Source organism: Citrobacter sp. RHBSTW-00570 (genome assembly GCF_013739755.1).
Classification (GTDB): domain Bacteria; phylum Pseudomonadota; class Gammaproteobacteria; order Enterobacterales; family Enterobacteriaceae; genus Citrobacter; species Citrobacter braakii.
On record NZ_CP056399.1, the window covers coordinates 126835 to 146029 of the forward strand.

Below are 19195 nucleotides of genomic sequence, written 5' to 3' on the forward strand. Positions count from 1 at the left end.
GATAACGCTCAAAATGAATTTCATCAAATTAATGTAGGTCGGATCAGGCGCTAGCCGCCATCCAACAATCATCAGCTACGCAGTACCGCGCCCGGATACCCTAGCTGGCGCCAGGCCTCATACACCACCACCGACACCGCATTTGACAGGTTCATGCTGCGACTGTCTGGCATCATCGGAATACGAATTTTTTGTTCGGCCGGCAGCGCGTCAAGGATGCTGGCTGGCAGACCGCGTGTTTCCGGACCAAACATCAGATAATCCCCGTCCTGATAGCATACCGCGCTATGCGCTGGCGTACCTTTGGTGGTCAGAGCAAACAGGCGCTGCGGATGTTCTGCGGCGACGAAGGCGGCGTAATCAGGGTGGCGCAGCACGGCGGTAAATTCATGGTAATCCAGCCCCGCGCGACGCAGGCGCTTGTCGTCCCAGGTAAAGCCCATTGGCTCTATAATATGCAGACGAAAGCCGGTGTTGGCGCAAAGACGGATAATATTGCCGGTATTTGGCGGGATTTCTGGTTCGAATAAAACGATGTTAAGCATACTGCCCCCTTGATAACGGGGGGCAGAATAGCAGAAAGAGCGGGTACTATGCGACGGTCAGCGTGTGCGGTTTATAGCGTTGCAGCTTGTAAATTGTCGCGGCAGCAGCGACCAGGGCCGGAAGGCTGAGGAACATTAAGATACTGTCTGCCTGCCATTGCAGGGAAAGCAACTGGGCGCTCATCATCGTTCCGGCTACGCCGCCGAAGCGGCCCACGCCCTGCATCCAGGCAATGCCCGTCGCACGGCAGTGGGTTGGATAAAACGTGGCGGCCAGCGTCTGCAGCCCGGACTGCGCGCCGTTCATGGTAATCCCCATCAGGAAGATCAGTGCGCCGAACAAGATGATGTGGTTATGTTCAAACCCGAGAGCGAGGGCAAACAGCATCGTCAGAATGAAGCCGAGTGAGACCACTTTATGGGCTTCCCAGCGGTCCATTAACCAACCGGCCAGCAGGATCCCCGCCGTACCGCCAAAGGTAAACAGCGATGTCAGCCAGGCGGATTCGGCCAGCGGATAGCCCATTCCCAGCATCAGCGTTGGCATCCAGCTCAGCAGCACGTAATAGATAACCAGCCCCATAAAGTAGGTCATCCAGAGCATCAGCGTACCCGGCAGCCAGGGCATACTAAATAACTGTGCCACGCTGCTTTTTTTGACCGTGATACGGTCTTCATCCAGATAAAACTGGGTAACCTGTTCCAGACTTCCCGACATAAAACGTTGAGCAATGCGTTTAATCTGTGCAACCCCTTTACCGCGGTGAACCAGATACTTAACCGACTCCGGCAGGAACAGCACCAACAGTACGGTGAGGACCAGTGGGGCGATCGCACCAGCAAGCAGAACACTGTGCCAGCCGTAGTTGGGGATCAGCCAGGAGGAGATCACGCCGCCGCCCGCAGCCCCTAATGGAAAGCCACAGTACATGGTGTTAATCACCATTGAACGACAGCGTTTCGGGGCGAATTCTGACACCAGGGTGATGGCATTGGGCATTGCCGCGCCAAGCCCAAGCCCGGTGAGAAAGCGCCAAAACGTGAGCATATTCAGCGTCTGGGCATAGGCGGTTCCCAGACTGGCGAGGCCAAAGAACAGACAGGAAAAGACCAGGACGCGCTTACGACCCATACGATCGGAAATCGGTCCGGCCAGCAGGGCACCAAATGAGAGGCCCAATAGCGCGGCGCTTAACACCGGTCCAAGATCTTGTTTCTTGATGCCCCAGTCGGCTGAAAGCGTGGGGGCAATATAGCCCATCGCCGCCGTATCGAAGCCGTCAATGGCTAAAACCAGAAAACCCAGGACAATAATGACCCAGTGGAAGCGCGAAAAAGCACTGTCATCTATCGCCTGCTGGATATTCACTTTTCCGGAATAAGCCATGTCACCCTCGCCCGTTATGATGGTTGTTATATGTATAAAATGCTGTTGTATTAGCTTGTCTATACATTTGGCAGGTGGATAAAAAGTTGTCAAATATATTGGTTGTAAATGTTAACTAGTCGTTATTTTTGGATAAAAAATGGTCGGGCTGAAAACAGACCGACCATTCAGAAAATGGGGTTTACGGGGATGTTGTTACGCTGCGCTACCCTGGACCAGAGGTGCCAGCGCGGCAGGCAGGCTCTTACCCAGTTCCTGTACCAGCGAATCACGGCTGATTTCGCTAATCGACTTCGCACCGGTCAGGGTCATCGCCACCTTCATCTCTTTCTCGATCAGGTTCAGCAGATTCGCCACACCGGCCTGGCCGTGGGTCGCCAGCGCGTACAGATAAGCACGCCCCAGCAGCACGCTATCCGCGCCCAGCGCTATCATGCGTACAACGTCCAGACCATTGCGGATCCCGCTATCAGCCAGAATGGTAATATCGCCTTTCACCGCATCGGCAATGGCGGGCAGCGCACGAGCTGAAGACAGCACGCCATCTAACTGACGGCCACCGTGGTTAGAGACAACGATGCCATCCGCGCCAAAGCGTACGGCGTCGCGGGCATCTTCAGGATCGAGGATCCCTTTGATCACCATCGGACCATCCCAGAATTCACGGATCCACTCGAGGTCTTTCCAGGAAATCGACGGATCGAAGTTATTCGCCAGCCAGCCGATGTAATCTTCAAGGCCGGTGGGTTTGCCAAGATAAGTCGAAATATTGCCTAAATCATGCGGGCGACCGTTCAGACCAACGTCCCATGCCCACTGTGGATGAGTGACTGCTTGCCAGTAGCGCCGCAGTGCCGCATTTGGACCGCTCATACCGGAATGGGCGTCACGGTAGCGTGCGCCAGGCGTTGGCATATCGACGGTAAAGACCAGCGTGGAGCAACCCGCCGCTTTGGCGCGCTCCAGTGCGTTACGCATAAAACCGCGATCGCGCAGCACATACAGCTGGAACCACATCGGACGCTTGATGGTCGGGGCGACTTCTTCAATCGGACATACGGACACTGTGGAAAGCGTAAACGGAATGCCTTTGGCATCAGCGGCGGCGGCGGCCTGAACCTCGCCCCGGCGTGCGTACATGCCGCACAAGCCGACAGGCGCGAGGGCTACCGGCATGGAGAGTGTTTCGTTGAACAGCTTGGTTTCCAGGCTCAGGTCGGACATATTCTTCAGTACGCGCTGGCGCAGCGCCACCTCTGACAGGTCTGCCACGTTACGGCGCAAGGTGTGCTCGGCATACGCCCCGCCGTCAATATAGTGGAACAAGAAGGGGGGCAGGATGCGCTGGGCTGCGGCGCGATAGTCGCTGGCTGCTGAAATAATCATGTGTTGTTCTCCCTGCTATTCTCACCAGGATCACCGGGCAGGCGAGTAATACGCGCCTGCCGGGCCTGATCTTCATCAAATCGTTTAATTGTGGTGTGGACAAAACTGAGGTGCGCCATCATGGCCTTACGCGCCCCGTCGGCATCCCCGGCAACAATGGCGTCCAGCACGGCCTGATGCTGCGCCGTCAGTTGAGAAAATACCGGCGGTACCAGGTACATACGTTGGCGGCTCTGTTTTACCGAAGACTGCAGGACGTCGAAGAAACCGCGCATGGTCTGCAACAGCACCACGTTGTGCGAGGCTTCCGCAATGGCGAGATGAAAACGAACGTCAGCCTGCGAGGCGAGATCCGGATCTTCGCTTTGCGTGGCCTCGAAACAGAGCCTGATTTTCTCTTTATCCGCGGCGGTGGCCCGCATGGCAGCGTGCCAGGCGGTACTGGCTTCGATGGCGTGGCGGGCCTCCAGAATATCGAAACTGTAATCAGGATCGTCCGCCAGCAGGGTTTTCAGCGGCTGAACGATGTTTTGTTCAGACCAGGCCTCATGCTGCCAGCGGATAAACGTCCCGCCGCCACGACGGCTAATCAGTACGCCTTCACTGACCAGCTTTGCTAACGCCTCGCGCAGCGAGTTACGCGATACGCCGAGCTGTACAGCCAGTTGGCGCTCAGCGGGCAACTTCATGCCCGCCTCCAGCTGTTGTTCTTCAATCAGCGCCCGCACACGAGATGCGACTTCGTCTGACAGGCGTCTGGGCATCACTATCATGGAATCATCCAGGTTAAGACATAGGCCTGCAGCGTGGTAATCACACCCACCATGCAGGTGAAAATCAGGCTGTGTTTCACGGTAAAGCGGAACAGGTCAGACTCTTTCCCCACTAATCCCACTGCCGCACAGGCGATAGCGATAGATTGCGGCGAGATCATCTTGCCGGTCACGCCGCCGGTGGTATTTGCCGCAACCATCAGCACATCCGAAACGCCGATTTGCTGAGCAGCCGTAGCCTGCAGGGCGGCAAACAGTGCGTTTGATGAGGTGTCGGACCCGGTCAGAAATACCCCCAGCCAGCCGAGGAACGGTGAGAAGAAGGTAAACGCGCTGCCGGTGTGTGCCAGGGCCAACGCCAGGGTTGATGAAAGCCCGGAGTAGTTTGAGATAAACGCGAATGACAGCACCATTCCGATGGAGTAAATAGGTAATGCCAGATCTTTCAGCGTGCTGCCAAAAGTCTGCAGCGCTGCGGACGGCTTCATCTTCAACCAGACGATAGACAGCAGGGCGGCAAACAAAATCGCGGTACCGGTCGCGGAGAACCAGTCAAATTTATACACCGCCGCGTAGGCTGTGGCTTCGTGTACGACCGGCGGCATACGGGCAACCAGCTTATCGAGGTACGGAACCGGAATATTGACCACCCAGTGGTACATCGCGCCGCCTGGCGCAAACAGCGCTTTAAACGGCGGTACGCTCCACAGCGTGACGGTGGCCGTCAGGAACAGGAACGGAGACCAGGCGCGGACCACCTGTCCAGCGGTATAGTGGGTGCGAGCCAGCGTCTGATCGACCTGTGAAGCGCCCATATCGCCAAAGCGGAAGATGCGTACCGGCTGCCAGCGTTTCAGGAACAGCGTCAGGCAGACCAGCGAAACCAGAGACGAGATAATGTCCGGCAGTTCCGGCCCGATAAAGTTAGAGCTGAGGTACTGCGCGATAGCAAACGAGCCGCCAGCGACCATCACCGCAGGCCAGGTCTCTTTTACGCCGCGCCAGCCATCCATAATCGCCATAATCCAGAACAACACGATAATGGTCAGGAACGGTAACTGACGGCCCACCATCTGACCAATCTCGAAGCTATCCAGCCCGGTAACCTGACCGGCAACCAGAATCGGAATGCCCATTGCGCCAAAAGCGACCGGAGCGGTGTTTACGATCAGGCACAAACCTGCCGCGTACAGAGGGTTAAAACCCAGACCAACCAGCAGTGCGGCGGTAATCGCTACCGGAGCGCCAAATCCTGCCGCCCCTTCGAGGAATGCGCCAAAGGAGAAACCGACAATCAGCATTTGCAGACGTTGGTCCGGGGTAATCGAGAGTATTGAGGAGCGGATGATGTCGAACTGCCCGGTTTTCACCGAGATTTTATAGACGAATACCGCGGCGATAATGATCCAGGCAATTGGCCACAAACCATAGAAGAAGCCGTACACCACGGAAGCCAGAGCGTGATCGACTGGCATTTTGTAAAACAGCAGGGCGACCGTCAGAGCGATCACCACCGTCCATGACGCCGCAACATAGCCTTTCAGCTTGAGCTTAATCAGGGCGAAGAAAAAGAACAGGATAGGGAGCGATGCGATCAGACTGGAAAGCCAGATGTTACCGGCCGGGTCGTAGTTCTGTTGCCAGAGATTCATTGCAGGTCTCCTGGGGGCCGCCGACATAATGGAATGAGTCTGTGCTCATCTCCTGGTCACATTATGTGTAAAAGTGGCCCTGCCAATATTGTTGTGTAGGGGTAATGACAATGAATGGTTAATCAAATGTTATTTATTGGCAACGGTATTGTACTCACATTTTAATGAAATGTGAGGTGCTGGTAGGATCCGGCTAAAATTGGTAGGGCCAATTGCGGGTGAGGACAACAAAGAGAAGTGAAAAGGCAATGGCATGATGCCATTGCCTTTGATGTCGGGAGTATTGTTACTTCATTACCACTGGAAGCCAGCACCAATGGCTGCAGAGTAATCGCCCTGGCTGTTACTGGTTCCTTGCAATTTATAAACCCAGCCCCCGCTTTCACTCACCATAGACACGCCGAGTGCGACGGCACTTTCACCATTAAACGTACCCCCAGCAATCGAGGTCATGTTGGCTCCCGGTGCGTAAGCTTGTGGAAGACCGGCCATGGCCATTGCTGAGGCAATACCGCCGCTCATCTTGTTTTCTACTCCTTTGATTTTACTGTTCATTTCACCCATTTTTTGATCGGTATAGGTGTTTGCTTCTTCTACGCTGCGTTTCAATTGCGCATAGTTCACCGCATCCGTATCGTTCACCGCCGCTGAAACATTGCCGATCCGAGTGGTACCGCCACTCCCGTCTCCCAGGTTGAGCACACTGTAGTTAAGCGAGCCATCGGTATTGGTTTCATAACGAACGGAACCTGCTTCTGAGGCTTTCAGTTGCGCCACATTAACCGCGTCAGTGTTGTTCACCCCTGCGGCAACATTGGTAATACGACGTTGTTGAGTAGAAGAGCCGACAGACACCGTATTAGCTTCATCTGCGACGGAATTTGTGCCTAGCGCCACGCTGTTTTCAGCAGCCGCAATAGATCCGGAACCCATCGCGACGCTGTCTGCACCCTGGGCATTTGCATCGGCACCTGTTGAACTGGTCTTGAAGTATTTGGTGCTCCCCGTAGTGACAATATCGCCGACAGAGTTTTCGATATTGGTGACGCGAGTATCAAGGTTGCTAACCTGGGTATTCAGGTTATTGATGCTTTCGGTATTTGCGGCAACACGGCTGTCAGTGACTTTCAATTGACCAACGTTTACGGCATCGGTGTCTGCGCTTCCTGCTGCAACATTGGTGATCTGCCGCTGGCCATCGCCACTGCCTACAGAAACTTCGCCCACTGACGTTTGTGGCGTATCCATGTTGTAAGCGGTATAGCTGCTTTGTGCGCCGACGGTGGTTTGTGAATTGCTGCCGAGCGCGATGCTGTTGGCGTGATTTACCTGTGCGTTTGAACCAATGGCAATGCCGTTGAAGGCAGATTGATCCACGACTGCGCCATAGCCAATACCGACTCCCGAATCGCCATTGACGATGGTTTTCGCGCCGACGGCAATCGCGTTTTCACCCACCGCCAGGGAATCTTCCTCATCCGAGTTGGCGTGGAAATATTGTGTCGACGTCGTGGAAACGGCGGCGATAGCATTTTGTAACTGACGAACTGTTACCGCATCTTGCGCTTCAGAGCCGTCCGCAACGTTGGTAATTTGACGATAGCTTTCTCCATCCGTCCCCAATGACAACGCGCCCAGCAACTCTCTGTCTGTTGTATCGTAACCAATGACGACGCCATCGCTTGTTACGCTCGTTGCTTGTATGCCGGTTGTAATAGCGCGGTTAGAGCTGGAGCCACTGCCCAAGGCGATGCTGCCCTCAATGCTGCTGCTGCTGTTTTCTCCAAGCGCCAGACTCGAAGCACCGGATGCGACGGCGTTGTAACCCACTGCTGTTGCGCCCTCACCCGTTGCGTATGCATCCTGGCCTTCAAGCCCGTTATCGTTCGTGCGGATGTATTTCACGCCGGTACCATTTTCCGTGATATAGGTTTCGCTGGTATCACCGGTTATTTGGCTAATAGATTCATTATACTGAGAAATCAGCATGTTAGTTTCATAGAGCTGAGAGCCATTAACGGCGTCAGTACTGTCACTGGCGATTTCACCTGCTGCTACATTGGTTATCTTATTGGTACCGCTGGTACCGTGGCTGGCGCTGAACGCACCCTCTTCGTCATCCCAGCTCAGTGCATCGGTACCAAGGTTGGTGATGGACGTATTGATATCCGCAATAGCAGAGGTGTTTTGATCTACTTTCTGGTTGGTTTCATACAACTGTGAGCCGTTTACCGCGTCTGTACTGTTCTCAGAAAGCTCCCCGGTGGCGACATTGGTTATTTTACTGGTACTTCCACCGTGGTTTGCGCTAAAAGCCTCGATGTCTTCGTCCCATAACAGAGCATTATCAGTGAGGCCGGTAATGGACGTATTAATGTCGGTGACAGAAGTATTCAGGTTCTCAATTGCGGTGCTGTTCTGAGATATGTTGGTGGTATTGGCGGCGATATCGGTCGTGTTCTGATCCACTTTTTCATTGGTTTCGAACAGCTGCGAACCGTTAACCGCGTCGGTGCTGCTCTCAGAAAGCTCCCCGGCGGCGACATTGGTGATTTTGTTTGCCGTACTACTTCCGTGGCTGGCGGAGAACGAATTGGTTGCCTCATCCCAGCTCAGTGCATCGGTACCAAGATTGGTGATCGTCGTATTAATATCTGCAATATCTGATGTGTTTTGATCTACCTTCTGGTTGGTTTCATACAACTGTGAGCCGTTCACCGCGTCTGTACTGTCCTCAGAAAGTTCCCCGGCGGCGACATTAATGATTTTGCTGGCGCTTCCCGCGTGGTTAGCGCTGAATGCTCCAGAGTCAGCATCCCACAGCAGGGCATCATCGGTTAGCGTGGTAACTGAGTTGCTCAGGTTATTGATATTGGTGGTGTTGGTGGCGATATCAGTGGTGTTCTGAGACACATTTTCGTTGGTGGCAAACAACTGGGAGCCGTTAACTGCATCGGTGCTGTCTGCGGCCAGAGTGCCTGCCGCCAGATTGGTGATCTTGCTGGCGCTTCCCGCGTGGTTAGCGCTGAATGCACCAGAGTTAGCATCCCACAGCAAGGCATCATTGGTGAGCGTGGTAACAGAGTCGCTCAGGTTATTGATATTGGTGGTGTTGGTGGCGATATCAGTGGTGTTCTGATTGATGCTGGTCGTATTAGCGGCGATATCAGTGGTGTTCTGGTTAATGCTGTCGGTATTGGCGGTAATATCGGCAGTGTTCTGGTTGATGCTGTCGGTATTGGTGGCGATATCAGTAGTGTTCTGATCCACTTTCTCATTTGTATCAAACAACTGGGAGCCGTTAACGGCATCGGTGCTGTCTGCGGCCAGGGTGCCTGCCGCCAGATTGGTGATCTTGCTGGCGCTTCCCGCGTGGTTAGCGCTGAATGCGCCAGAGTTAGCATCCCACAGCAAGGCATCATTGGTGAGCGTGGTAACAGAGTCGCTCAGGTTATTGATATTGGTGGTGTTGGTGGCGATATCAGTGGTGTTCTGATTGATGCTGGTCGTATTAGCGGCGATATCAGTAGTGTTCTGATTGATGCTGGTCGTATTAGCGGCGATATCAGTAGTGTTCTGATTGATGCTGGTCGTATTAGCGGCGATATCAGTAGTGTTCTGATTGATGCTGGTCGTATTAGCGGCGATATCTGTTGTGTTCTGGTTAATGCTGTCGGTATTGGTGGCGATATCAGTAGTGTTCTGATCCACTTTCTCATTTGTATCAAACAACTGGGAGCCGTTAACGGCATCGGTGCTGTCTGCGGCTAGGGTGCCTGCCGCCAGATTGGTGATCTTGCTGGTGCTTCCCGCGTGGTTAGCGCTAAAGGCACTGGTGCTGTCATTCCACAACAGCGCGTCTTCGGTTAATCCTGCGACAGAGGCACCTGTGTTAATGATAGAAGTGTTAAGTGCACTTAATGCACTGCCTACGTTATTGTAGGTGCCTGTGCCTACCTCGTAGAGGGGAGCATTCACTGTACCATCAGAATTAACGGAAGCCCCTCCGCCGAGTCGGTTGGCGACGGATTGACTTAAAGAATGAATTTGCGCACCTGTGACGGCATCAGTACTGCTGGAATTGATGTCGCCTTTAGCAACATAGGTGATCTGCCGTTGAGTGGTGCTGTTACCCACGGCGACGGAATTGTCTTCCAGGGCGGTAGAGCCTGTGCCAAGGGCAACTGAGCTGGTGCCTATCGCTTTTGCGCCATTACCAAATGCAGTGCTGTCGTCACCGCTCGCAGTGGATTGATTACCTAATGCAACGGATGTTGCTCCGCTCGCAGTGGATTGATTACCTAATGCAACCGATTTTGCACCGCTCGAATTGGCATAAACACCCATTGCCATCGAATAATCTCCACCGGCTGAGGAAGAGGCTCCCATTGCAATGGCCCGGTCACCGGCAGAAACCGATTTTACGCCAAGCGCTAGCGAAGAGTCGCCGGAGGATTGGCTGTATGAACCAATGGCGGTACTCCATTTCCCCATCGCATCGGCCTTATAACCCATCGCGGCGCTTGCGCCATCTTCGCTGGTGTAAGTATTGGCTGTGGCATTGGTACCAATTGCAACCCACCCTGTTCCCGTTGTACCTGATACGGTAACACCGCTTCCGGTATCGTTCCCCGCGTTGGCCAGCGCATCCGCTGAGACCATAATACTGCCAAGACCGATGAGTGCGGAAACAGCCAGCTTTTTGCGACCGCTTTTTTTGCCGTGGCTTTTTGCGGTTTCGCTGGTGACAATAAATGTTCCCGTAGCGGCATTCCAGATGACTTTAAATATTTTGTTCATGGATAAGTGCTTTCCTTTTATAAAATAGTTGTATCAATGGCTATTATTTTTTTGATTTCTTTTTTGTATCTTTAATAGGTTGTATGCTGTCAAAAATAACATTTTTCATGTTAATGCCTATTTTTAGATACTTAAGATTATTGGGCGATACGCCTTTTAATGTCAGCGTGACGTTTGTCCATGCTCCCGGTAAGAGTTCTATTGTCGAATCCATTTGCGTGTTGAGCAGGAGCTGTTTCCAGCGAGGCAGATCTTTTGCCTCGGAAGGTTTTTTCGTACCCCATGTCATATTAAACGCCAGGTTTGATACGGGAATGCTGAGTAAGTTAACCAAATCAAGATGAATAACACTTCCATCATCTATTGGCTCAATAGATAGAATACGCCCGGCTAAGCCGATATTGCCGTTGTTAATAATAAAATAGTGCGTTTGTGATGGGTCCAGTTCTGTGTAGTCGAATAGCCGTTGTTTGCGTTCAATGCGTCCAACGACTTCGGCGACCTTTTGTGTCGCGTTAATAATCGTAGTTTGTTGTTTTTCTAGTAAATTTATCTTTTCTTCTTGTTCTTTTTGTTGTTTTTTTAGTTCTTCGACAAGGTGTTTATCTGCAAAGTAATCACAACCCGATAACAAGAATGTGAATCCCAAAACAAGCAGCGGAACAAATTTTCCATTATTGTTCATATAAAATATCCTTATTTATAATTTATATGGTGTAAATAGTTGTCTGTTATTTATACAGCTAACTCACTATTCTGCGGGCATTGCCAATAACCCATTAATGTATGGTTATAATGAAAATATTCATTGCTTATATGAAATTTTGAAAATACCCAATATTATTTATTAATTACCCATAGCAATGCCTTATAAAAATATAATCATAATATTTATATATAGGGGCATTGTTTTATAGATGATAATGTTATTTAATTTTGTGGGTCAATTATATTCTGCGGGTCATGAAAAAAGAGGATGAAAAAATTCATTGTATAAATACAAACAGACATGATGGTGGGATTTTTTTTCTGAAAAGCAGAGATTGCCGTTAAAAATGAACTTGTATATAAGCGGTGTAAATATTTACAAGAAAAAATTCGGAATATAGCCCGATGCTCTCAAGCCACCCGCCGTTCGACGGGTGTCTTGAGAGCCTGTGATGCGGGAGTGCTTAGAACTCGCTCTTCGCGAAGCCCGTCATCTCTTTCAGGCCCATTTCACGGCCAAGCTCGGTCATCGGGTGAACGACGATCAGGCCGCGCACGCTCTTCTTCAGCTTGCCCATGTCGGCCTGTTCTTTTTTGGTGATAGCACGACGGAACGGAAGTTTCGCCAGCTTTTGCGCTTCTTTGCTCAGCTTCTGACCGTGGACGTCACGCAGACGCGCGATCTCGGTTTCCAGCGTTTCTTTCTCTTGCTCCAGCTCGGCATATTTGTCGGCGGCTTCAACCAGGGACAGGTCTGCCTGCTGGTGGCGGATAGCGTCCAGACGATCGCTCAGGCGTTTAATTTCGTTTTTTTCGACTTCTTTCATAGGATAGCTTCTGATAAAAATAGGATGAATATCCTATAGTATGCGCGCAGAGCGGGATTATTCACAACTAATCGAAGATAAATAATCAAATGTTGCAAGTATTATTCAGCTAATGAAAATACTACTATTTTGATTAATAAGGAATTTTAAGTGATAAGGTCGGCCGTGGTGCTTTTTATTGACGGGTTCATAGTGAAGCACGTTTTCCTCAATATAATCGCCCAACCGATCCTAAACTTAAATGAGCAACCGCGCAGGCTGAGCGCGGTTAATACATGGAGGAGGGAAGATTATGGCGAAAATAGGTGAGAACGTTTCGGCCCTTATTGATAAGACGGTCGATTTTATGGCTTCAAGCCAGGCTTTTCGCGAATATCTGAATAAAACACCACCGCGCAACGTTGTCCCTACTGAAATACCGCAGGAGAATGCGCAGCTGTATCTGCAACGTCTGGCGTATTATCGGCAGCTGTATCGACCGCAGCAGGAAGAGAAGTAAGCCTGCAGGGTCTTATTTTTGAAAGGCTTTTTTTAAGCTGATTTTAGAAATCAGCTCGGTCAGGGAAAGTACCATCGTGGAGCGTACCATCTGCTGGTAGCGCTGAATCTGCATTGCGTGCAAACCTGAGTCTGAGGTATCAAACTGCGGTGGCGGCGGGAGTGCCGTCACGCAGTGGAGTTCGCCAAACGGGCCAAGAATTTCGTCGTCGGTGAACGCGTATTCATTACCGTCATGGTTTAACTCTTCCCGCAGCGCCATCAGAAGCTCCGCATCTTCATACTCCGGCCGGCTGAGTACGCCCAGACCGTAAATTAGCTTCAGACGAACGGAAAGATCGCCCAGCGGACCGTCGCCGTCGAGCAGGGGTTCTACGGCATATTTTACCGCATAGTCGTCTTTGCGAAATACCTGAAGCACAAGGATATTCACCGCTTCGGTGAGCAGTTCTACGGCGGTGATGAGGAAGCTGCGTACGGTTTTGCCAGCATTCAGACGCTCAAGCACACGATTTTCAAAGGCCTGCGTTTGTTCCATTATTGCCTGCATATCTGACAATCTGTCATTTGGGCGCAGGCTGACCTGCGCCACATTCTCTATCATTTGGTTGCGTTATATGCGTTAACCGCCTCCGCCACCACATCACTGTTGGCATCCAGACCGGAAACCTGCGCCAGCGCGGCCTGTGGACCTTTTTCGTCAATCAGCGCGGCCAGCTCCTGGGCCTGCGGATCTTCTTCACTGCGATAGTGCATCGCTGCAGCAATACCGGTGACCAGATTCGCGTGCGGCAGGCCATACTCCAGCGTGCCCAGCAGCGGTTTAATCAGACGATCGCCCGCGCTCAGTTTACGCAGCGGCTGACGACCCACGCGCTCAACGTCATCTTTCAGATACGGGTTTTCAAAGCGACCGAGGATTTTCTGAATGTATGCCGCATGTTTTGCTACATCAAAGCCATAGCGTTTGATCAGTACCGCGCCGCTCTCTTCCATCGCACCTTTTACCACTGCACGGATTTTCTCGTCGAGAATCGCGTCACGGATGGTCTGATGACCGGTCAATTTTCCGAGGTACGCGGTTATAGCATGCCCGGTGTTCAGCGTGAAGAGTTTACGTTCGACAAATGCCATCAGGTTATCAGTTAATTCCATTCCCGGGATGTCAGGCAGTTCGCCTTTGAACTGTGTTTTGTCGACAATCCACTCACTGAAGGTTTCGACGGTGACTTCCAGCGGATCGTTGGTCGCAGAAGCCGAAGGGGGAACAATGCGGTCCACGGCGGAATCGACGAAGCCAACATGTTCTTCAACCCAGGATTTGTCTTCATCTGCCAGCGCGTTCATAACGTGGCCTTTCAACTGGGTGGTTCCGCGCACCATGTTTTCACAGGCGATAATATTCAGCGGAGTGGCGATGCCCTGCGCCTTGCGTTTAACCAGCCCTTTGGCGATGGCCGGAGCGATACGCTCAAGCACGACCGGACCGACGGCGGTAGTGACTAAATCTACGTGGGCAATCAGGTCGACAACATCATCGCCGATGCTGCTCACGGCGTTGACGCCGGAAACGGTATCAACCTGCTCGTTTTCACCCACCACATGAACCTGATAGCTATGACGGGCATTCAGGGCATCGAGCACGACCTGGTTTACATCCGCGAACGTCAGTTGTATCCCCGCGTCCGCCAGCAGTTTGCCGATAAAGCCACGACCGATATTACCTGCGCCAAAATGTAATGCTTTCATAGTATTAACCTTCATTAATGTTTTTACCCAAGAGGGCTGGGGTGAGGCGTTTCCCTCAACCTAACCCTCTCCACAAGGGAGAGGATATCGCCTTCATATTTCGAACTGCAGATGCGTTGGCTCTCCTCGCTCACCCCAGTCACGTACTTATGTACGCTCCTGGGGATTCGCTGCGTTGCCGCCTTTCTGCAGCTCGAACTATTTTGGAGATACTTAATGGTTAAGCTTTTTTACCTGCCAGCAGTTCCAGAACTTCATCCACGCTGGTGGTATGGGCCAGACGTTCGATCACGGATTCGTCATCCAGAGCGTTGGTCAGGCTGGTGATCACCTGGATATGTTCATTGTTACGTGCGGCGATACCAATGACCAGGCGGGCAATGTCGTCTTCTTCTTCACCGAAGCGCACGCCTTCCGGGTACTGGCAGAACACCACGCCGGTTTTCAGCACGCGGTCTTTGGCTTCAACCGTACCGTGCGGCACTGCGATGGACTCACCGAGGTAAGTCGGGGTCAGTTTTTCGCGGTCCAGCATCGCCTCGACGTATTCTGGCTCAACGTAGCCGCCTATCACCAGTTGCTCACCGGCAAAGCGAATCGCTTCTTCTTTGTTAGTGGCTTTACGGCCGAGGAAGATATTCTCCGCACCCAGTTTGAACAGGTGGGTATCACCCTCTTCAAAGCTGTCTTTCAAGTGATCGCGGACTTTCTCTTCGTTCACGTTGTGGCGCTGTGCTGCAACCAGACGTTCGGTCAGGCTGGCGTACAGGCCGCTGTCGAGGAAGTTGGTCAGCGAAATGTGCTGCGCCTGAGGCACCTGGCGCATCGCACGTTCGGTCAGGTCACGGTGAGTAATGACCAGATCGACATCCGGCGGCAGATTGTTAATCGCGCTGTTGGTGACGGAAATCTGAGACAGACCGGCATCCTGCACTTTCTTGCGCAGTACGCCCGCACCCATGGCGCTGGAGCCCATACCCGCATCGCAGGCAACGATGATTTTACGCACATGGCTCAGGTCGTTAGTCACGTCGCCAGCCGCCAGCGGAGATGCACCTTTGGATTCCGCTTTCATGTCGTGCATACGACGAGTTGCGGCATCAATGTCATCATCTTCTTTCACTTTGCTGGTTTTCAGCAGAATGGCTGAGACGACAAAGGAGACAGCCATTGCGGCACAAATAGCAGCGATGTTCGCGAAGTAAGCACCCTTCGGCGTCATTGCCAGCACGGCCAGGATAGAACCCGGAGAAGCCGGAGAAACCAGGCCGCCGTTCAGGATAGTCAGGGTAAATACGCCAGTCATACCACCGAGGATAACGGCCAGGATCAGACGCGGGTTCATCAGCACGTACGGGAAGTAAATTTCGTGGATACCACCCAGGAAGTGGATGATAGCCGCGCCGCCTGCAGACTGCTTAGCGCTGCCGCGACCGAAGAACATGTATGCCAGCAGAACGCCCATACCCGGACCCGGGTTAGCTTCAATCAGGAAGAAGATGGATTTGCCCATCTCGTGGGACTGCTGAATACCCAGCGGTGAGAAAATACCGTGGTTGATGGCGTTGTTGAGGAACAGGATTTTCGCCGGTTCAACGAAGATAGACGCCAGCGGCAGCATGTCATGGACAACCATGAAGTTAACGCCTGCCGCCAGGATTTTGGACAGTGCTTCAACCAATGGGCCAATGCCAAGGAATGCCAGAATGGCGAGGATCATCCCGATGATGCCTGCGGAGAAGTTATTCACCAGCATCTCAAAACCGGACTTGATCTTACCGTCTACCCAGTTGTCGAAATGTTTGATAGCCCAGCCGCCCAGCGGACCTGCGATCATCGCGCCGAGGAACATTGGCATATCGGCACCGACGATAACGCCCATGGTGGTGATAGCACCCACCACGCCGCCACGCTCGCCGCCAACCAGCTTACCACCGGTATAACCGATCAGCAGCGGCAGCAGATAGGTGATCATTGGGCCGACAAGCTTCGCCAGCGTTTCGTTCGGCAACCACCCTGTCGGAATGAATAATGCGGTGATAATACCCCACGCGATAAACGCGCCGATATTTGGCATCACCATGTTACTGAGGAATCGACCAAAGCTTTGCACTTTGATCTTAATATCGGATGACATAAAAACACCCCTTCTTATGTTTGCTGTCGCGCAGGCTAAAAGCCCGAGGTTTGTTAATGTAGCGGCAGGAGGTAGCCGGACCCTGTAGATACTGCGAAATCTGGCACTGAATCGTTCAACTGTCCAGTCGACGGCTTTTTATGTGACGTTTGTCACGTAAATATAGGGTGTATGGCGTTAGTTAATGTGATTTTCATCACAAAATATCGGTACAAAAAAACATCACAGGTCAAGAATTGGCTAAAAATGGGCGTTAAGTGTGAAGTTGTTCACGCTTTTGCTTTGGCTGTTTGTTGGGTATTTGTGATCTACTTCGCAATAAATATTTGTCTGGATTTCTCCTGGTGTGATCTGGAGCGGATTCTGTTTCATCACCTATTTCTTGCAACTACCCCGCAAGCCATCAACCTGAAAATTTATACCCTGGTGGTATGGCGGAAATGGCTAACTGCAATTATGTTCAAATTACCAGCCATGACTCCTTTCGGCTGCCTGCAATTGAAAGCTCTGATTAGCGTGAATACGAGGCGGGTATGTTTCTAAACTATTTCGCGTTAGGTGTGCTGATCTTCGTTTTTCTGGTTCTGTTTTACGGAATCATCGCCATCCATGATATTCCCTATAACATGGCTAAGAAGCGCAACCATCCCCATGCCGATGCCATCCATACGGCGGGTTGGGTGAGCTTATTTACGCTGCATGTTATTTGGCCCTTCCTGTGGATCTGGGCCACGCTCTATCAGCCAGAACGAGGCTGGGGAATGCAGTCACACATCGCGCCGTCCGGGAAGGAACCTGACCCTGAAATTGCCGCGCTGGCCGCGCGCATCACCCAGTTGGAAAATAGACTGGATGGGGAGAAAAAAAACGATAACTCCACCTTTCCGGAGATTTGATCATGGACTTGTTGATTGTCCTGACCTATGTGGCATTCGCCTGGGCCATTTTTAAAATATTCCGTATTCCGGTAAATCAATGGACGCTTGCTACCGCCGCATTAGGTGGGGTGTTTATTGTGGCGGGACTCATTTTATTAATGAACTATAACCACCCGTATACCTTTACGGCGCAAAAGGCGGTTATTTCAATTCCTGTTACCCCACAGGTCACCGGAATTGTTAGTGAGGTGACAGATAAAAATAATCAGCTGATTAAAAAAGGCGAGGTGTTATTTAAACTCGATCCCGTTCGTTATCAGGCGCGGGTCGACAGGCTGCAGGCCGACCTGGTGACCGCTACGCACAACATCGACAATATGAAAGCGCAGCTGTCTGAAGCCGTAGCCAATACCACCCGCGTTTCCGCTGAACGAGATCGCCTGTATAAAGATTATCAACGCTATTTGAAGGGTAGTCAGGCGAAGGTTAATCCATTCTCTGAAAGCGACATCGACAATGCCCGGCAAAACTATCTGGCGCAGGATGCGCTGGTCAAAGGCTCCGTTGCTGAACAGACGCAGATTCAGAGCCAGTTAGACAGTATGGTCAATGGAGAGCAATCTCAGGTTGCGTCTCTGCGCGCCCAGCTCGCTGAAGCCAAATACAATCTTGAGCAGACTATCGTACGTGCGCCCAGCAACGGTTATGTAACACAGGTGCTTATCCGGCCCGGGACCTATGCCGCCGCGCTGCCTCTACGCCCGGTGATGGTATTTATTCCGGAACAAAAACGGCAAATCGTGGCGCAATTCCGCCAGAATTCGTTGCTGCGCCTTAAACCGGGTGATGAAGCGGAAGTGGTCTTCAACGCGCTGCCAGGCCAGGTATTCTCCGGCAAGCTCACCAGCATTCTGCCGGTTGTTCCGGGCGGTTCTTATCAGGCGCAGGGAGCATTACAGTCCTTAACGGTGGTGCCGGGTACCGATGGCGTGCTGGCCACGATTGAGCTGGCTCCCAATGCCGATGTGGATGCGCTGCCGGACGGTATCTATGCCCAGGTGGCGGTCTATTCCGACCATTTCGCTCACGTTTCAGTGATGCGTAAAGTGCTGCTGCGCATGACCAGCTGGATGCATTACCTTTATTTGGATCATTGAGACCGCCATCACCTGCCATTTGCACTGACCTGAGCCATACTGATATTTTTGTTGGCAAAAAGGACCCGGCATGAAACTCATTGGCAGCTATACCAGCCCTTTTGTGCGTAAAATTTCTATTCTGTTACTGGAAAAGGGCATCACCTTCGAATTTGTGAATGAACTCCCCTATAACGCAGATAACGGCGTGGCACGCTATAACCCGTTAGGAAAAGTGCCCGCGTTGGTTACCGATGAGGGCGAGTACTGGTTTGACTCTCCGATCATCGCGGAATACATAGAACTGCTGGATATTGCGCCAGCGATGCTGCCGCGTGAACCACTGGCGGCGCTGAAGGTACGCCAGTTGGAAGCGCTGGCCGATGGCATTATGGATGCCGGTTTAGTCTCGGTACGCGAACAGGCTCGCCCCGTCGCACAGCAGTCAGAAACCGAACTGTTACGCCAGCGAGAAAAGATTACCCGTAGTCTGGATATGCTGGAAGGTTATCTGGCGGAGGGTACGCTGAAAACGGATACGGTTAACCTGGCAACCATTGCGATTGCCTGTGCCGTCGGTTATCTCAATTTCCGTCGGGTTGCGCCCGGCTGGTGTGTTGATCGCCCGCGTCTGGTCAAACTGGTGGAAACGCTCTTTCAACGCGAAAGTTTTGCCCGTACGGAACCGCCAAAGGCTTGATACACATTATACTCGCCTA

The 19195-nt window shown here is 52.1% G+C and carries 15 protein-coding genes; 4 read left to right on the plus strand and 11 right to left on the minus strand.

Annotated elements, in window-relative coordinates:
• Positions 1-71: 71 nt before the first annotated feature.
• The 8 genes from trmL to HV237_RS00660 all read right to left on the minus strand — a co-directional run bounded on the left by trmL (position 72) and on the right by HV237_RS00660 (position 12078).
• The gene (gene trmL / locus HV237_RS00625; RefSeq protein ID WP_016157744.1) at positions 72-545 is read right to left on the minus strand and encodes a tRNA (uridine(34)/cytosine(34)/5-carboxymethylaminomethyluridine(34)-2'-O)-methyltransferase TrmL; all 474 of its coding nucleotides are present in this window, start codon (positions 543-545) and stop codon (positions 72-74) included.
• A 46-nt stretch (positions 546-591) separates the two neighbouring features.
• Positions 592-1932, minus strand: coding sequence for an aromatic acid/H+ symport family MFS transporter (locus HV237_RS00630; RefSeq protein WP_047358807.1), 1341 nt, complete (start codon positions 1930-1932; stop codon positions 592-594).
• 195 nt (positions 1933-2127) lie between these two features.
• Positions 2128-3318, minus strand: coding sequence for an FMN-dependent L-lactate dehydrogenase LldD (lldD, locus tag HV237_RS00635; protein WP_016154962.1), 1191 nt, complete (start codon positions 3316-3318; stop codon positions 2128-2130).
• Positions 3315-4091 (minus strand): transcriptional regulator LldR, encoded by a 777-nt coding sequence (lldR, locus tag HV237_RS00640; RefSeq protein WP_003024170.1) that lies wholly within the window; start codon positions 4089-4091, stop codon positions 3315-3317. Before lldR ends, lldD begins: the two co-directional genes overlap by 4 nt.
• Positions 4088-5743 carry an L-lactate permease gene (gene lldP, locus HV237_RS00645; protein WP_047358808.1) on the minus strand — a complete coding sequence of 552 codons (1656 nt, stop codon included), beginning with the start codon at positions 5741-5743 and terminating at the stop codon, positions 4088-4090. The genes lldR and lldP overlap by 4 nt, the downstream gene beginning before the upstream one ends.
• A gap of 294 nt (positions 5744-6037) precedes the next feature.
• The gene (sadA, locus tag HV237_RS00650) at positions 6038-10543 is read right to left on the minus strand and encodes a trimeric autotransporter adhesin SadA (protein ID WP_181541661.1); all 4506 of its coding nucleotides are present in this window, start codon (positions 10541-10543) and stop codon (positions 6038-6040) included.
• A 43-nt stretch (positions 10544-10586) separates the two neighbouring features.
• Positions 10587-11228 carry a DUF3251 domain-containing protein gene (locus HV237_RS00655; RefSeq protein WP_047358810.1) on the minus strand — a complete coding sequence of 214 codons (642 nt, stop codon included), beginning with the start codon at positions 11226-11228 and terminating at the stop codon, positions 10587-10589.
• A 487-nt stretch (positions 11229-11715) separates the two neighbouring features.
• The gene (locus tag HV237_RS00660) at positions 11716-12078 is read right to left on the minus strand and encodes a YibL family ribosome-associated protein (RefSeq protein WP_016154959.1); all 363 of its coding nucleotides are present in this window, start codon (positions 12076-12078) and stop codon (positions 11716-11718) included.
• 292 nt (positions 12079-12370) lie between these two features.
• Between HV237_RS00660 and HV237_RS00665 the strand changes: the two genes are divergently transcribed.
• On the plus strand, positions 12371-12577 hold the full coding sequence (locus tag HV237_RS00665) for a hypothetical protein (RefSeq protein ID WP_016154958.1): 207 nt from the start codon (positions 12371-12373) through the stop codon (positions 12575-12577).
• 12 nt (positions 12578-12589) lie between these two features.
• Here the strand turns inward: HV237_RS00665 and mtlR are convergent, their stop codons facing one another.
• The 3 genes from mtlR to mtlA all read right to left on the minus strand — a co-directional run bounded on the left by mtlR (position 12590) and on the right by mtlA (position 16462).
• Positions 12590-13180, minus strand: coding sequence for a mannitol operon repressor MtlR (mtlR, locus tag HV237_RS00670; RefSeq protein ID WP_005120486.1), 591 nt, complete (start codon positions 13178-13180; stop codon positions 12590-12592).
• A complete protein-coding gene (gene mtlD, locus HV237_RS00675; protein ID WP_047359008.1) occupies positions 13177-14325 on the minus strand; it encodes a mannitol-1-phosphate 5-dehydrogenase in 1149 nt (382 codons plus the stop codon). The genes mtlR and mtlD overlap by 4 nt, the downstream gene beginning before the upstream one ends.
• A gap of 220 nt (positions 14326-14545) precedes the next feature.
• Entirely contained in the window at positions 14546-16462 is a 1917-nt protein-coding gene (gene mtlA / locus HV237_RS00680; protein WP_047359009.1) for a PTS mannitol transporter subunit IICBA, read from the minus strand.
• A gap of 533 nt (positions 16463-16995) precedes the next feature.
• Between mtlA and HV237_RS00685 the strand changes: the two genes are divergently transcribed.
• From HV237_RS00685 to HV237_RS00695, 3 genes are all read left to right on the plus strand, one after another.
• Complete coding sequence (locus tag HV237_RS00685) at positions 16996-17358, plus strand: DUF3302 domain-containing protein (protein ID WP_047359011.1); 363 nt, start codon at positions 16996-16998, stop codon at positions 17356-17358.
• Between the two features lie 2 nt (positions 17359-17360).
• On the plus strand, positions 17361-18497 hold the full coding sequence (locus HV237_RS00690; protein ID WP_016157740.1) for an HlyD family secretion protein: 1137 nt from the start codon (positions 17361-17363) through the stop codon (positions 18495-18497).
• Between the two features lie 70 nt (positions 18498-18567).
• A complete protein-coding gene (locus HV237_RS00695) occupies positions 18568-19176 on the plus strand; it encodes a glutathione S-transferase (RefSeq protein ID WP_046275795.1) in 609 nt (202 codons plus the stop codon).
• Positions 19177-19195: the final 19 nt, after the last annotated feature.

What these genes read in the sequence shown, in the direction of transcription:
- lldR (WP_003024170.1), bottom strand. Translation starts at nt 4,091, where the DNA reads ATGATAGTGATGCCCAGACGCCTGTCAGACGAAGTCGCATCTCGTGTG.
- lldP (WP_047358808.1), bottom strand. Translation starts at nt 5,743, where the DNA reads ATGAATCTCTGGCAACAGAACTACGACCCGGCCGGTAACATCTGGCTT.
- mtlR (WP_005120486.1), bottom strand. Translation starts at nt 13,180, where the DNA reads ATGATAGAGAATGTGGCGCAGGTCAGCCTGCGCCCAAATGACAGATTG.
- lldD (WP_016154962.1), bottom strand. Translation starts at nt 3,318, where the DNA reads ATGATTATTTCAGCAGCCAGCGACTATCGCGCCGCAGCCCAGCGCATC.
- HV237_RS00690 (WP_016157740.1), top strand. Translation starts at nt 17,361, where the DNA reads ATGGACTTGTTGATTGTCCTGACCTATGTGGCATTCGCCTGGGCCATT.
- HV237_RS00665 (WP_016154958.1), top strand. Translation starts at nt 12,371, where the DNA reads ATGGCGAAAATAGGTGAGAACGTTTCGGCCCTTATTGATAAGACGGTC.
- mtlA (WP_047359009.1), bottom strand. Translation starts at nt 16,462, where the DNA reads ATGTCATCCGATATTAAGATCAAAGTGCAAAGCTTTGGTCGATTCCTC.
- trmL (WP_016157744.1), bottom strand. Translation starts at nt 545, where the DNA reads ATGCTTAACATCGTTTTATTCGAACCAGAAATCCCGCCAAATACCGGC.
- HV237_RS00695 (WP_046275795.1), top strand. Translation starts at nt 18,568, where the DNA reads ATGAAACTCATTGGCAGCTATACCAGCCCTTTTGTGCGTAAAATTTCT.
- HV237_RS00685 (WP_047359011.1), top strand. Translation starts at nt 16,996, where the DNA reads ATGTTTCTAAACTATTTCGCGTTAGGTGTGCTGATCTTCGTTTTTCTG.
- mtlD (WP_047359008.1), bottom strand. Translation starts at nt 14,325, where the DNA reads ATGAAAGCATTACATTTTGGCGCAGGTAATATCGGTCGTGGCTTTATC.
- HV237_RS00660 (WP_016154959.1), bottom strand. Translation starts at nt 12,078, where the DNA reads ATGAAAGAAGTCGAAAAAAACGAAATTAAACGCCTGAGCGATCGTCTG.
- HV237_RS00655 (WP_047358810.1), bottom strand. Translation starts at nt 11,228, where the DNA reads ATGAACAATAATGGAAAATTTGTTCCGCTGCTTGTTTTGGGATTCACA.
- sadA (WP_181541661.1), bottom strand. Translation starts at nt 10,543, where the DNA reads ATGAACAAAATATTTAAAGTCATCTGGAATGCCGCTACGGGAACATTT.
- HV237_RS00630 (WP_047358807.1), bottom strand. Translation starts at nt 1,932, where the DNA reads ATGGCTTATTCCGGAAAAGTGAATATCCAGCAGGCGATAGATGACAGT.